Origin of the sequence: Microcystis sp. LE18-22.4A (assembly GCF_027531105.1) — a bacterium.
Lineage (GTDB): Bacteria > Cyanobacteriota > Cyanobacteriia > Cyanobacteriales > Microcystaceae > Microcystis > Microcystis aeruginosa.
Genome location: NZ_JAPZRB010000614.1, coordinates 1 through 14,036, shown reverse-complemented (window position 1 = coordinate 14,036; position 14,036 = coordinate 1). Strand labels below are relative to the sequence as shown.

The following is a 14,036-nucleotide window of genomic DNA, read 5'->3' as shown; positions in this document are numbered from 1 at the left end:
CAAAGGAATTGGTTATATTAGTGGAGATACCGAAAAAAAGCTATCTGTAAGCGATACCAATGGTCAACGATTGGGACAGATAGCTGTTAGTAAGATTCAGTTAATTCGTCGTTCTAACGGTTTAATTGTTTCTCGCTAACTCATATAAAGCCGCCCTCCGCTATCGCTAAAGGGCGGGGTTTCAGACCCATTTTTTCGATGACCGGACTAAGTATTGATCGCCAGAAAAAAAAGCATAAACAGGGCCAAACAAAAGCTGATAGTCCCCCGCTTAACATCAAAGAGAAACTTGCCCTCAAAAAAGAAGAAAGGCAAAAGAAACAAAAGTTAACGGGGTTGATTATTTTTGCCATTTGTGTGGCAATTTTGCTCGGATTACCCCTCAGCTTATTATTTGATGCCAAGATAGGAGCGGCAGTAAGTTTAGCCTTAATTTTAGTAGTTTTCTCCTTTAGCTATCCTCGCATGGCTCTTTGGGCATTTATTATCTATGTCCCCTTCACTGGCACTATTATCTATTGGTTGGGAGGTAGTTCAATCCTCCAGCTTAGTAAAGATATCTTTTATCTACCCGCTTTAATCGCCTTAGTTTTAGAATGTCGAAAAAAGCAATTACCGATTATTGTCCCCAAACAATTAGGTACAACCCTATTATTAATCTTTGTTTTCTGTGTAGTTTGTCTATTAGCCGTCAATTTGCAGAGACAATTTCTGCCTACTTGTGATTCCGTGGCTGGGATGAGTATCTTTAGGGATGGTCGTTTGCGCGGGATTCCCTGTCGGGAAAGTGAGACTTTTCTGCAAGGAATATTAGGATTTAAAGTTTTGCTGGGTTATGTCCCCTTGATCTTCTGCACTTATTACTTAATCAAAGACAAACCGACCCTATTATTTTTTAGTCGTCTTTTAGTGACTTTAGCGATTATTTGTTGTGTCCTAGGACTAATGCAATACTGGATGCTGAAAACCGGTCGTTGTGTAGGAACTAGAGGCTTTGTAGCTGATGCACTATTCAAAGCCCACTTAGATGCAAGGTGTTTGGTTGGTGGGGCATTAGTGTATAGTCCGGAAGTGAATATGATCCGCCTACCAGGTACCTTTGTTTCTCCCTGGCACTGGGCTTGGTTTTTGGTCTCTAGTGCCGTAGTTTGTTATGCCAGTGCCTTTAGTGAAACTTCCCAAAAATGGCGACTAGCAGCCCTAGTGGGTTTAACCCTAGTTTTTATTAATGCAGTGATCTCTGGGCAAAGACTAGCTTTCTTTGCTGTACCGATGATTATTGGTCTGATGACGATTCTTACAGGACAAATCGCTAACTTAAAACGATTTTTGCCGATCATTTTTGCCGCCACTTTACTTCTAGCTATCGGTTTTTCTTTCCTTAACCCGGATTTTGTCCAACAACGCTACGATAGTGCCATCAGCCGTTGGCAACAGTCTCCCCCCACCGCTTTTTTTCAAGAACAGTTGGATTTTGCTATCCGTAATCAGGGCGGTATTTTAGGTCGTGGACTTGGTGTGGCCACAGCTTCTGCTAGGGTTTTCGGTGATATTTCCTTTGTGGAAACCTATCACACTAAAGTTTTATTCGAGTTGGGATACATTGGTTTTGCCTTGTACATGATATTCATGACCCATCTAGTTTATCTGGCCTTCCGCACCTATCGTTCCCTCAAAGATCCGACTCTGCGAGGTTTTGCCGGTAGTTATTGGGTTTTGCTGCTCTTTGTTGCCTATCTTCCCTATTGGTATGCCCTCGATACGGATCCTGTGGGCGTTTATTACTGGATATTCGCAGGAGTAATTTTTAAATTACCCGTGATCGAAAAACAGGAAAAAGAAGCCAAAATTCTAGCGGGAGAAACCGCCACAAAATCCTCCAAAAAGGGCTTAAAATTTAAACGCAAAGGTGTTTCTTTAGCTTGAAATATGGGTGTTGGGTTTTAGGGTGTTGGGGTTTTAGGGTTTTAGTGGAAATTCCCCCACTCCCCCACTCCCCCACTCCCCCATTTCCCTATTTCCCCACTCCCCCACTTCCCCACTCCCCCACTCCCTGCTATGAATTTTCCCTCGATTTCTGTCATCATACCCACCTATCGACGCGAAGAGCCTCTTAAAGATACCCTCGATGACCTACTCAAACAAGATTATCCCGATTTTGAGGTATTAGTTATCGACCAGACCGCTACCCACAGCCCCGCCCTACAATCCTATCTGGAAAATATGGCTAATCAGCACAAAATTAGCTGGTATCGGCTGGATTGGGCGAGTTTACCCGGTGCCAGAAATTATGGAGTCCGTCGCGCCCAAGGCGATATCGTTCTTTTTATCGATGATGATGTGCGGCTCCCGGATAATTATCTCAAAGCACATAGTGAGAATTTTGTCAAGAACCCTGAGATAGGTGTAGTGGCAGGTCGGGTATTCGATCGCATGAAATTGGGTGACTCCCAAAAAATGGCGACAGATACCGGCAAACCCTACGAAATCGACTTTTTACCCCCCCAAGCCATGGATCCGGGCATTGCTTGGTATTACATCGATCTTGTTCACACCACTAAACCCCAGCAGGTAATCTCGGCCCGGGGCTGTAATATGTCTTTCCGGAAGGATATATTTAGGAAATACGGCATTTGGTTCGATGAACGCTTTCGTGGCAGTGCCGTGCGCGAGGAATCGGATTTTTGCTTAAGGTTACGCCAGACTCCCTATCATGTCTGGTACGATCCCACCGCTTATCTGGTTCATTTAGGGGAAGAAACCGGCGGCTGTCATGATATTAGCACTCGTTCTTTGAGTTATCAGACGACTTTTTATCATAATCACTTTCTGATGGCCCTGAAAAATCTCACTCCCGCTCAACAATTGCGACTCTACGCTAAATTATTTGATTGTCACGTTCTTGGCAATCCTCCCTGTAATAAAGGTGGTTCCCCGATTAAAATCCTTTCTAGGGGAATTTTTTATAGTTTAGGTTTTCTGGATGCTCTAAAAACTCAAGTAAAGTCCCTCTGGAATGATGGCCAAATTTATACAAAACTAGATAATCTATGAGAATTTTAGTCGCTAGTCATACATATATAGTTGATCTCAACTGTGAGAAACTGCGCGCCCTGACAAGATTAAATCCCAATATTGAAGTTACTATTGTTGTTCCCCAACGTTGGCAACCGGGAGGAGTCCAAAATAAAATCATTGAAAGTCAACCGAAAATAGCCGACAATTTCCGAGTTATTCCTATCTCTAATTTTAGCCAGAATAACCAAGCTTTATTAACTTTTGGCACTGATATAATTTCTTTATTGCAAAAATTTAGACCCGATATTATTCAAGTGGAACAGGGTTCTAAATCTCTCGCTTATGGTCAATTTATTACTCTGAATCGTCTCTTAAATCTCCGGGCTAAAAATGTATTTTTTACCTGGTGGAATCTTCCCTATACTCCTAAATTTCCCATCTCTTGGTTAGAAGCTTATAACCTGAAAAATACCGATGGTTTAATCGCCGGTAATCAGGACGGGGTAGATGTTTTAAAAGAACGGGGTTACAGGGGTAAATACACCGTTTTACCGCAATTAGGAGTGGATGAAGTCCTTTTTTCCCCTGGCAAGCAACCCGATTTAGCCCGATCTTTAGGCATTGAAAACGATGAATTCGTGATTGGTTTTATCGGTCGTTTTGTGGAAGAGAAAGGCATTCTAACGCTGATTAAAGCTGTAGCTAAATTAACAGGTAAGTGGAAATTATTACTGTTAGGTCGGGGAATCCTGAAAGATAAAATAGTCAGCGAAGCTAGAGCCGTAGGAATAAGCGATCGCTTGATGATAGTGGAAAGTGTTCCCCACGATCAAGTAGTTAATTATATTAACCTGATGAACACTTTAGTTTTGCCTTCAGAAATCACCTATCAGGTCAAAACCTTAACTGCCGTCGGTTGGAAAGAACAATTCGGTCATGTCTTAATTGAAGCTATGGCCTGTCAGGTTCCTGTTATTGGTTCTGATTCGGGAGAAATCCCCTTTGTTATTGCTGATACGGGTTTAATTTTTCCCGAAAAAGATGGGGAGGCACTGGCTAAATCTATACAAACTCTCTTAGATAATCCCAGCTTCGCTCAAGAATTAGGCCAGAGGGGTTATCAGAGGGTAATGACCAATTATACTAATAAAGCCCTCGCTCAAAAACAATTGGATTTCTATCAACAATTACTCCCTTGGTGATGGGGAGATGGGGTGTGGGGTGTGGGGTGTGGGGTGTGGGGTGTGGGGAGAAAAAAGCTGATAACTGATCACTGATAACTGATAACTGATCACTGATCACTGGTTATGAACCATTCTTGGCACCCCTTAGTCTAAAGGGACAAGTAGCTAGGGGTGAGGGGAATGATCGAGGTGATAACCGAGAAGCAAACAAGTGTGAGCGATCGAGAGTTAATCTTAAAATGTCAAAGGGGTGATCGGGGTGCTTTTCGTCACCTTTACCGTCTTTATCAACCAAAAATCCGCTCTACTCTCTATCAACTCTGTGGAAGGGAATTCCTAGAGGATTTTGTCCAAGAGGTATTTTTAAGACTGTGGCGCGGGTTGCCGAAATTGCGTTCACCTGAATACTTTTCCACTTGGGTTTATCGGATCACTTGGAATGTGGCGATCGATGGTCGGCGACAATTAGCCAAAAGACAAATGAGGATGGCCAAAAGCACTGATGAGGAAAACTCCCTTGATAGCGAATCCCGTCCCCAAGATAGTCCCGATTTGATGCAATTGCATTATGAGGAGGTGGTCCGACAAGGGTTAGAAATTCTCAGTTTAGAACATCGCGCTGTCCTTGTCCTTCACGATCTAGAGGACTTACCCCAAAAGGAAATCGCCCAAATCTTAGAAATTCCCCTCGGTACGGTGAAATCACGTCTTCATTATGCGCGTAAAACCATGGGTCAATTTTTGCAAAAACAAGGAGTTCTCTAATGTCCCCAGAAGATGACAAAGTGGTTAATTTTCTGCGTCGCTATCGTCCATCGCTGCCACCTCGACCGATAGATGAAGAAGAACAATTAATGCAAATGATTAGGGGAGAAAAGCCGGTAACTTGCCCAAAATCCCTGCCTTTATTGGGGTGGATAACTGGTATTACTGCCTTATCGGTGCTGATTGTTGGTTCCTATCGTTGGTTTCATCCTTATCCACAACTGGGCCAAATTTCCGACGAGCAGTTGGAAGCTTTTTTAGTGGAGAGTTGGAACCATAGCATCGCTCCACCGATTGCTGCTCCTAGCGTTTATAGTTCGCCTTGGATGACCTTAAACGAGCCTCATCTCACCTATTCTACCTATAATCCTTAATTTCTTGGTCGAGGTCAATTATGTCCCTTTCTACTCTCTCGATTCTCGGCACAACCATGGCTGTAACTCTGGCGGCTAACCTAGTCCCAACTGCCACTGTGCTATCCTATCCCCAAGATCGTCTATTTATCGCTCAAACTAGCTCTCCCCAGCGTCCTGAGAGTCGTCGAGTGAATAATTCTCGAGAAAGACTAATCGAACAATTAAACCTTACCGATGACCAAAAGTCGAAAATTGCCGCTATTCGTCAGAAATATCAGGAAAAAACCCAAAAGTTGCGAGACACCCTGAGAAGCAACGAACAAGAACTAAATAGTTTATTATCCAATAATGCCTCCGATCGAGATATCCGTTCTAAACATCAGCAAATCTCTCGGAATCGCCAAGAAATGAGTAACCTGCAATTTGAGAGTTTTTTGGAAATTCGTCAAGTGTTAACTCCCGCTCAAAGAACGGAATTTTCCCAATTAATGCAGGAACGTTGCCCTAATTCCCGCAATTGCGGACGACAATAATTCCTATCAGTGCCGATTAAGATCGAATTTGATTCCGATACATTAGAAAAACGCCAAGGATGGGTTACTACCCCATCCTCAACTTATCATTTACTGATAAATTATCGTTTCCAAGTGACTTTTGGTAGGATATGATTCATATCTACCCGGTCTCTGTACTTGGTGGCGAAGTTCAAGAGGGAATCGAGGAGAGAATCGGAGAGATAGTGAGGTTGTAGGCCTAGGTCGAGTAATTTCGTGTTTTTAGCCTTGAAATAATGTTCCTCTAACTCGATGCGCGGGTTGTCAAGATTGTTAATCTCCACATTTAACCCTAAGACAGAACCAGCTTTTTTAACCATCAGTGCCAAGTCACCGACACTGAACAGTTCGGTAAATTGGTTAAAGACGCGGAATTCCCCCGATTGAGCGGGATTTGCGATCGCTAATTCCAAACAACCCACGGTATCGCGGATATCTAAAAATCCTCGCGTTTGGCCACCTTTACCGTACACTGTTAGGGGATGACCGATCGCCGCTTGAATACAAAAACGGTTTAAAGCAGTACCAAAAACCCCATCGTAATCGAGACGGTTAATCAACATCTCATCCATTCCCGTTTCTTCGGTGAGGACTCCATAAACCACCCCTTGATTGAGATCTGTGGCTTTTAAACCCCACATCCGACAGGCAAAATGGATATTATGGCTATCGTGGACTTTGCTGAGATGGTACATACTACCAGGCTGTTTGGGATAGGGTAAAGTATCCTTACGACCGTTATGTTCGATCGTGATGTAGCCTTCTTCAATATCTATATTAGGTGTGCCATACTCACCCATGGTTCCCAGTTTCACTAGGTGCGCTTCGGGAAATTCCTCTTTCATCGCGTAGAGGATGTTTAAATTGCCAACAACGTTGTTAACTTGGGTTAAAACTGCGTGTTCGCGATCGATCATGGAGAAGGGTGCAGATCTCTGTTCTCCGAAGTGAACAATCGCATCCGGTTGAAACTGTCGCAGGGATTGAATCAAAAAGTCGTAGTTATTGATATCCCCGACAAAAAGATCGAGGGATTTTCCTGTCAGATCTTGCCAGCGTTGAATCCGATGAGATATGGGTGCGATCGGTGTTAAGGTATCGCAGCCTAATTGTAAGTCCCAATAGCGACGAACTAAACTATCAAGTATGCCTACTTCGTAACCTCTATTTGATAGATGGAGTGCCGTTGCCCAACCACAATAGCCGTCTCCGCCAATAACCAAAACTCTCATACAATATCTGTAAAGTTTATATACTCGTCTTTGGTAACTCTAGCAGTTTTGTGTCACGCTTTACCAGCCTAATCCCCGTGAACATAGCGGGGAAGTGGGGTGTGGGGTGTAGGGTGATGGGGAAATGGGGTGATGGGGAAATGGGGTGTAGGGTGTGGGGTGTAGGGTGATGGGGAAATGGGTGTGGGGTGTAGGGTGATGGGGAAATGGGGTGATGGGGAAATGGGGTGTAGGGTGTGGGGTGTAGGGTGTGGGGTGTAGGGTGATGGGGAAATGGGTGTGGGGTGTAGGGTGATGGGGAAATGGGGAAATAGGGAGAATCAATAAAGGTAGTCTATTGACAACTGATAACTGATAACTGATAACTGATCACTGATGAGGGTGTTCTAGAAAACTTGACAAGGGAACGGATTACAGGGAAACTCAGCTTGTAATCAGTGGGCTTTGCTGACGAGAAAACAAAAGCCAAAAATCTAGATAAAAGGCAGTTTTTTCGGTAACTCAGGGCCTATCTGCTTTTTACTTTTTACTTTTTACTTTTCACTTTATTACTTGATCTTATGCGTTGGCAAGCTCGGCAAAAATCTTCCTTTTCTTTCCTTCCCCTATACGGATTTTTGGCATTTATCGTCGTTTGTCTGATTATTTGGGCAAGTTCTCTCTATCCTCGCTCTAATGCTCTGGTGGGGGGTGATTCTTTCCCCGCACCTTTTCGGGAGTTTCAGCCGGAATGCGCGGATTATGTTCTAGAAAATAGTTCTTTTAAGGATATATCGAGAATTTTTGATTGTAAAACCTATAAAAACCTCTCCGATCGCGTGATTGTTCCCCTATCTCTCCAAAAAAACGATATTAGTCTCGATAATTGGCAAAATAACTCGGCAACAGCGATCGAATTAGCACCCTGGCCGGAAATTCATCCCCGCGCGCAAGAGACAAAAGTACCGATTTTAATGTATCACGACATTTTACCAGAAAAAGAGGTATTCTTTGACGTTACTCCAGGCGAATTAGAGGCACATTTCCAATTTTTGCAGGAAATCGGGGCAACTCCTATCAGTATCGATTGGTTAATTTCCCATCTGCGGACAGGGATCCCCCTTCCCGCTAAACCAGTTTTATTGACTTTTGATGATGGTTATGGGGGACATTACCAGTATGTCTATCCTTTATTGAGAAAATATAACTATCCCGCCGTTTTCTCGATTTATATCAATAAAATGGCTCAAAAAACTGGCAGAACCAGTGTCACTTGGCAACAACTCCGGGAAATGGCCGCCGATCCTCTAGTCCAAATTGTCTCCCATAGTGTTAGTCATCCCCGGGATTTAAGGTTATTATCCGATGCAGATTTGGAGCAAGAAGTCAAGCAATCGAAACAAATCTTAGAAAAAGAATTGGGTATTCCGATTAATTATTTCACCTATCCGGAAGGGAAGGCGGACGATAGAGTGAAGGAATTCGTCAAAAAAGCGGGTTATCGGGCGGCTTTATCGATGAATGACCTCGATGAACATTTTGCTGGACAATCCCCCGATTTACTCACTATTGGACGCTTTGGGCAATCGCGCACGCGAGAAATTGTCCCGCAAGCTTGGGGAGGTGATCCCTTACCCCGTAGGGATGGCGGTTTTAACTTTGCCACCACCATCCAAAAACGGGAAGTGGAATTTCCAACTAATACACTTGTTTTAATTAGTGGCGGGATTCCCAAAACTATCCACGCTGATAGTCGCTATCAAGTGGAGGAAATTATCGCCGGCACAGAAGCGATCGCGGCTGTAGATGGCGGTTTTTTCTCTCTCAAGGAATTGGACTCAAATCAGATGATCGGGCCGGTTTTAAGCGAAAATGGCGGCTTTATCCCGGGATATGAAGGTGAAATCGACAAGTTAGAGGGTCGTCCTTTAGTAATCATTACCGATCGATGGGTGCGTTATCTTCCTTTTGATCCTGCCCGTCATAATACCCTAGAAGGAATCGCAGCGGAGGCCGGAGATGATCTCAAGGTTACGGATGCTTTTGTCGCGGCCGCTTGGTTAGTCAAAGATGGACAACCACAATCGCGAGAGTCCTTTGGTACACTTTACGGTTTTGATGCCCTGCGTCACCGGGCTTTTTGGGGGATTAATCAGGCAGGACAGCCAGTAATCGGGGTTTCCAGAGACCCGATCGATTCCATGACTTTGGGAGAATTATTAGTACAGGCAGGTTTTCGGGAGGCGGTGATGTTGGATTCAGGAGCAAGCACCTCCCTCGCTTATCAAGGTCAATCGCAAGTGCATTATACTCCCCGTCCTGTTCCCCACGTTGTCGCTTTATTTCCCCCCACAGAAACCTATATTGTTCCCATTAATCATGTGGGGATTCCCTGCGTAATTTTCGCCGATTCCTGTGCTGCGGGGAGTTAGGTTAGCAATATATGATCGAGTTAAACCTTAGCCCAGGATTCTACCATGGAGATCGAACGTCTTAACGCCCTTTCCGATAATTATATTTTCCTCCTCTACGATCGAGCGCAAAAAATTGCGGCCGTGGTGGATCCGGCGGAACCTGAACCGGTTTTCAGGCGATTAGAGGCTTTACAGGTGGATTTAGTCGCTATTTTCAATACCCATCACCACGGCGACCATGTGGGGGCTAATCAGGCTTTAATTAATCGTTATCCCCATCTTTGTGTTTATGGGGGAAAGGAGGATCGCGGTCGCATTCCGGGCCAGCAGCTGTTTTTAGAGGAGGGGGACCGGGTGGAATTTGCCGGTCGCTGGGCCGAGGTTTTCTTTGTCCCCGGCCACACTCGCGGCCATATTGCCTATTATTTTCCCCCGGTTAACCCCGGAGATTACGGCGAGTTATTCTGTGGTGATACCCTGTTTTCGGGGGGTTGTGGTCGTTTATTTGAGGGAACACCGGGGCAAATGGTGGCTTCTTTAACTAAATTGCGATCGCTGCCTGACCAGACCAGGGTTTGGTGCGCTCACGAATATACGTTAAATAATTTAAAGTTTGCCTTGACAGTTGACCCTAATAATGCTGCTCTGCAACAGCGTTATCGGGAAGTGGAGAAAAATCGCGCTCAAGATCTTCCCACGATTCCGGCAATTTTGGGGACGGAAAAGCTGACTAATCCTTTTTTGCGTTGGGATAGTCCCGCTTTGGCCATGACCATGGATAGCAGCGAACCAGTACAAGTGTTTGCACGGCTGCGGGGGAAAAAAGATAATTTTTAGCAAACCCTACTTAGGGTTTACTGAATAAGCTTGTGGGTGGGGTGTGGGGTGTGGGAAAAAGTCCCTGAAATTTCCCCCCGATCACTCCCATATCCGCTACTTTTTGATTGACAAAAAGTCTAAAAGTCTTACCCAACAAGGTTTTTAGATTTATTCAGCCAGCCCTAATTAGTCGATGCTGTCTTTTGAGACTCCGAGCCGCTCGTCAATCAACCTGGAGATATTTCGAGAAATTCTCTCAGTCTTCATCACTGATGATTGGGTAGGGAATCAGACTTTCATAATCTTCTAAACTGGGACTAGAGAGACAGCAGTCAATAATTGTTTTACCCAGAGGATCTAGATCGGGTTCGAGAAATTGCTTAATCTGACGAGCAAAAAATTCTTTAAGAATCGTAGCCCTTCAATCCCCTTCTCTTGCCCTACCTTACCTTAAGGGAATCGGTTGGCACTGACTTTGAAGATACTCAAGCAAAGGCTTGACACTTTGAGGTAAGGAGTTATCGTCGGAGGAAATACTATATCTATTTCCGTCCTCAGTCTCAATGACGATCTCATAATTAAAGAGATCGGCAGCATTTTCTGTCCTCTGGCTTTGCAATTGCAAGATGCCACTTTGCTTGACTAAGGACTGCAATTGGGCAGCTTCGTCAGGGGAAAGTAATTGGGTATCAATTTCACATCCCCTGATCAAGCCAGCAAATCCCCCTGACTGTTGGAATTGAATTTTCATCGACTTTTTAACCTCACTATTAAATTTGCCGACACGACTTGGCAATTCTGAGAAGGCGGACAGAAATAACTCCCTGCTTGCCTCACTTTTCGACCCTGCCAATTGTTGTCCTATCTCTACTGGCTCTCCCAGCATTATCGGGTAAAATGTATATGGCATTACAAAAGCTTGCACGGTGAGTTAGGTTGGATTGATAAATTTTGATTGAGTTTGAATGCTAATTGTCGCCTAACCCACCCTTGTCGCTTAAAAGCAGTGGTAGAAAGTTCCACACTAGCAGTCTGTCAATTTTAAAGTGATGGGTTTGAGACAAGCAGGGGGAGCAGAGGGGGCAGGGGAAGCAGGGGGAGATTTATCCCTCAATTCAATCTTGACAGACTACTAGGTTAGAAATGGTTCCTAGTCTTCTTGTGGTAGCTCTGGTAGAGGCGGCAGAGCGATCTCTCCACCTGCCAATGACGTAAGTTGCTCGACAGGCACGGGCGCGAGTTCCGCTCCTCCCATCGGGGCAATTCCCTCGCTGCCAGCACTGGCCATGGTTTCTAATGCTTCAGGGGAGAAGAGGGTGAAAGCGGCAGCGCCCCCCTGAGAAGCTAGTTGCTCGACAGGCACAGGTGCGAGTTCCGCTCCTCCCATCGGGGCAATTCCCTCGCTGCCAGAACTGGCCATGGTTTCTAATGCTTCAGGGGAGAAGAGGGTGAAAGCGGCAGCGCCCCCCTGAGAAGCCAGTTGCTCGACAGGCACGGGCGCGAGTCCCAATCCAGCAATAGCGGAAATTTCGGTGCTGCCAGCGCTCGCCATCGCTTCCGACGTTCCTGTGTTGATGAAAAAGTTAAAATTCACCTTGCTAACCTCTCTCTGACTTGACTAAATGGACTCCAAGGAGATGGCAAAGCAAATTGAATTTATACCAATCTGCTCTGCCAATGCTGCTTACAGTAGGTAAGCATTAGTAATGTAGTCTACACCGCTGATATTTTGAATGTAGACATTGACCCGGCGGCCGGTTGCTTTGGCAATACAAAGGAGATCGAACAAATTAGTAACCCCATCGGCAGTCGAGGGGTAGATTTGCTTCCAGCCGCTAACCCCCTCAATAACCGCAAAGGCGTACTTACTGGGATAGGCAGTGTAGGTGTATTGTACTAGCCGATTGTTGTACCACATGATAATCCTCCTCAAGCTTAAAGTAGATAAGCGTTGGTAATGTAGTCCACACCGCTGATATTTTGAATGTAGACTTGAACGCGGCGGTTTGTGCCTTTCGCCAGGCAGAGAAGTTTGAACAAATTAGTCACACCATCGGCAGTCGAGGGGTAGATTTGCTTCCAGCCGCTAACCCCCTCAATAACCGCAAAGGCGTACTTACTGGGATAAGCAGTGTAGGTGTACTGGACGAGCCGATTGTAGTACCATTGTCCCGTCGAAACCGTAATGTTAATTCCGACATCTGCCCAACCTTTGACCACGGCTTTTTGTTCCAAGCTATTAGCTCCGTAAAGGTCTCCCGCTACTTGGTAAGTCTTATTGGCGGCATCCTGGAAATCGGAGTTCTGACCTAGCTTGTCTTTTAAGGTGACATACCAGATGCGGCCCGCTTTCTCCCAAGCATTGCCCCCAATCTCGAGGGCTGCGTTGTAAAAGGCATGATTGGGAATGCCTGAGTTGATGTGAACGCCTCCGTGGTCAGCAGAGCCAGTATAGATGTCTTTCATGTGGGCTGGTTGCGGATCTTTGCCCAGCACTGGATCGTCATAAGCTGTTCCCGGTGCTTTCATCGAGCGGAGAGCTTGACCTTTGACCTTGGCAGTAAGCAAGCCGGCTCCAATCAACCAGTCAGCTTGTGCTGCCGTCTGGCCGAGTTTTCGCTGCTTGACCAGGGAACCGAAGACATCTGCCATCGACTCATTGAGTGCCCCGGGCTGATTTTGATAGACGAGGTTGGCTGTATGCTGCACTACGCCGTGAGTCAACTCGTGTCCGATCACGTCAATGGCTATGGTAAAGCGGTTGAAAATAGAGCCATCCCCGTCACCATAGGTCATTTGCTGCCCGTTCCAAAAAGCGTTGTTATATTTCTGTCCGTAGTGTACGGTCGAAATTAACTCCATCCCGTTATTGTCAATCGAGTTGCGCCCGTAAATGTCATAGTAGAGATCGAAGGTGGCTCCTGAACCGTCGTAGGCTTCATCTACGGCAGCATCACCGGTTGGTCCTTGCCCTTCCTGGCGCACCACTTTCGGTCCTGGAAGTGTGGTTCCGTTTTGGGCATCGTAGATGGTTCGCTTCTTCGCTACTGCTGCCGCTTCCTGAGGCGATGCCACTGTCAGGGCGGCGATTTGTTGGCGCCCTGCCCGAAACTGAGCCGCAGAGATTAATGTTTGTCGCGCTAGTTCTTGCTGCTCAGGATCTCCCCGCTCTACAATATTTTCCAGCATATAGCTAGGAATTATGCAGAATAGGGGATGGCGATTATCGTGATGGTGATGTAAGCACTTATGCATCTTTACATCCCTCCTAATAGGTTCATCTACTTTCTATAATAACGAGAAATTTCTGAATAATTGAATAATTGCTAGGCGCAATAAAACTTAATATTTCAAGCTGTTAATGCCAGTAAATTATTAGTTTTTGTGTAATTTTATTGACAAAAAACTTATTTTGTGCTAGATACTATTTCTCTATGAAGCTGCGCTTAATACGGTTCATTCGTTCCGCGCCACCTCTTCAGGAACTATCATCGCCGCCACCGCTCCTAAGGCCTTTACATCCCGATAACGGGGCATAAACTGTTTAAATTTCCCTAGACGTTCGGCTCTTTCGTACTTAGGGTCTGCTGAAAAAGTTTTTCCTAGGGGCAGGGTGTAGGGTGTGGGGTGTGGGGTGTGGGGTTTTACCGATTTTGAGGGGGTCAATTACCTAATTTTCAGGGAAAAAGTCCCTGAATTTACCCCTGATCACTCC

At 45.3% G+C, this 14,036-nt stretch carries 14 protein-coding genes and 2 pseudogenes; 9 read left to right on the top strand and 7 right to left on the bottom strand.

What is annotated here, in order from left to right; translation table 11 throughout:
- From O9295_RS28015 to O9295_RS26305, 7 genes and pseudogenes are all read left to right on the top strand, one after another.
- Positions 1-139 (top strand): annotated as a pseudogene (locus tag O9295_RS28015) (RRXRR domain-containing protein); the annotation flags it as partial.
- 59 nt (positions 140-198) lie between these two features.
- Positions 199-1,926, top strand: a complete 1,728-nt coding sequence (hpsL, locus tag O9295_RS26330) for a hormogonium polysaccharide biosynthesis protein HpsL (protein ID WP_288036219.1) — start codon at positions 199-201, stop codon at positions 1,924-1,926.
- A 132-nt stretch (positions 1,927-2,058) separates the two neighbouring features.
- On the top strand, positions 2,059-3,054 hold the full coding sequence (gene hpsN, locus O9295_RS26325; RefSeq protein ID WP_288036218.1) for a hormogonium polysaccharide biosynthesis glycosyltransferase HpsN: 996 nt from the start codon (positions 2,059-2,061) through the stop codon (positions 3,052-3,054).
- Positions 3,051-4,220: a hormogonium polysaccharide biosynthesis glycosyltransferase HpsO gene (gene hpsO / locus O9295_RS26320; RefSeq protein ID WP_288036216.1), complete on the top strand. Its 1,170-nt coding sequence runs from the start codon at positions 3,051-3,053 to the stop codon at positions 4,218-4,220. The genes hpsN and hpsO overlap by 4 nt, the downstream gene beginning before the upstream one ends.
- A 162-nt stretch (positions 4,221-4,382) precedes the next feature.
- Positions 4,383-4,967, top strand: a complete 585-nt coding sequence (locus O9295_RS26315; protein ID WP_288036214.1) for a sigma-70 family RNA polymerase sigma factor — start codon at positions 4,383-4,385, stop codon at positions 4,965-4,967.
- The gene (locus O9295_RS26310) at positions 4,967-5,341 is read left to right on the top strand and encodes a hypothetical protein (protein WP_288036210.1); all 375 of its coding nucleotides are present in this window, start codon (positions 4,967-4,969) and stop codon (positions 5,339-5,341) included. The genes O9295_RS26315 and O9295_RS26310 overlap by 1 nt, the downstream gene beginning before the upstream one ends.
- Positions 5,342-5,361: 20 nt before the next feature.
- A complete protein-coding gene (locus O9295_RS26305) occupies positions 5,362-5,856 on the top strand; it encodes a Spy/CpxP family protein refolding chaperone (RefSeq protein ID WP_288036208.1) in 495 nt (164 codons plus the stop codon).
- Positions 5,857-5,957: 101 nt separating this feature from the next.
- On the opposite strand, the gene O9295_RS26300 is transcribed toward O9295_RS26305, so the two are convergent.
- Positions 5,958-7,109 (bottom strand): NAD-dependent epimerase/dehydratase family protein, encoded by a 1,152-nt coding sequence (locus tag O9295_RS26300; RefSeq protein WP_288036206.1) that lies wholly within the window; start codon positions 7,107-7,109, stop codon positions 5,958-5,960.
- Between the two features lie 560 nt (positions 7,110-7,669).
- On the opposite strand from O9295_RS26300, the gene O9295_RS26295 reads away from it, so the two are divergent.
- Positions 7,670-9,520, top strand: coding sequence for a polysaccharide deacetylase family protein (locus tag O9295_RS26295; RefSeq protein WP_288036205.1), 1,851 nt, complete (start codon positions 7,670-7,672; stop codon positions 9,518-9,520).
- 45 nt (positions 9,521-9,565) lie between these two features.
- On the top strand, positions 9,566-10,339 hold the full coding sequence (gloB, locus tag O9295_RS26290; RefSeq protein ID WP_061431012.1) for a hydroxyacylglutathione hydrolase: 774 nt from the start codon (positions 9,566-9,568) through the stop codon (positions 10,337-10,339).
- Positions 10,340-10,577: 238 nt separating this feature from the next.
- Here the strand turns inward: gloB and O9295_RS27610 are convergent, their stop codons facing one another.
- The 6 genes and pseudogenes from O9295_RS27610 to O9295_RS26265 all read right to left on the bottom strand — a co-directional run.
- Complete coding sequence (locus O9295_RS27610) at positions 10,578-10,733, bottom strand: DUF4914 family protein (protein ID WP_353851893.1); 156 nt, start codon at positions 10,731-10,733, stop codon at positions 10,578-10,580.
- 33 nt (positions 10,734-10,766) lie between these two features.
- The gene (locus O9295_RS26285; RefSeq protein WP_271956374.1) at positions 10,767-11,072 is read right to left on the bottom strand and encodes a protealysin inhibitor emfourin; all 306 of its coding nucleotides are present in this window, start codon (positions 11,070-11,072) and stop codon (positions 10,767-10,769) included.
- 399 nt (positions 11,073-11,471) lie between these two features.
- Positions 11,472-11,873 carry a hypothetical protein gene (locus tag O9295_RS26280; RefSeq protein ID WP_288036204.1) on the bottom strand — a complete coding sequence of 134 codons (402 nt, stop codon included), beginning with the start codon at positions 11,871-11,873 and terminating at the stop codon, positions 11,472-11,474.
- Between the two features lie 132 nt (positions 11,874-12,005).
- Positions 12,006-12,239 (bottom strand): hypothetical protein, encoded by a 234-nt coding sequence (locus tag O9295_RS26275; protein WP_288036203.1) that lies wholly within the window; start codon positions 12,237-12,239, stop codon positions 12,006-12,008.
- A 17-nt stretch (positions 12,240-12,256) separates the two neighbouring features.
- Positions 12,257-13,510, bottom strand: a complete 1,254-nt coding sequence (locus O9295_RS26270) for a M4 family metallopeptidase (protein WP_288036202.1) — start codon at positions 13,508-13,510, stop codon at positions 12,257-12,259.
- Between the two features lie 279 nt (positions 13,511-13,789).
- Positions 13,790-13,894 (bottom strand): annotated as a pseudogene (locus O9295_RS26265) (DUF3782 domain-containing protein); the annotation flags it as partial.
- Positions 13,895-14,036 lie beyond the last annotated feature (142 nt).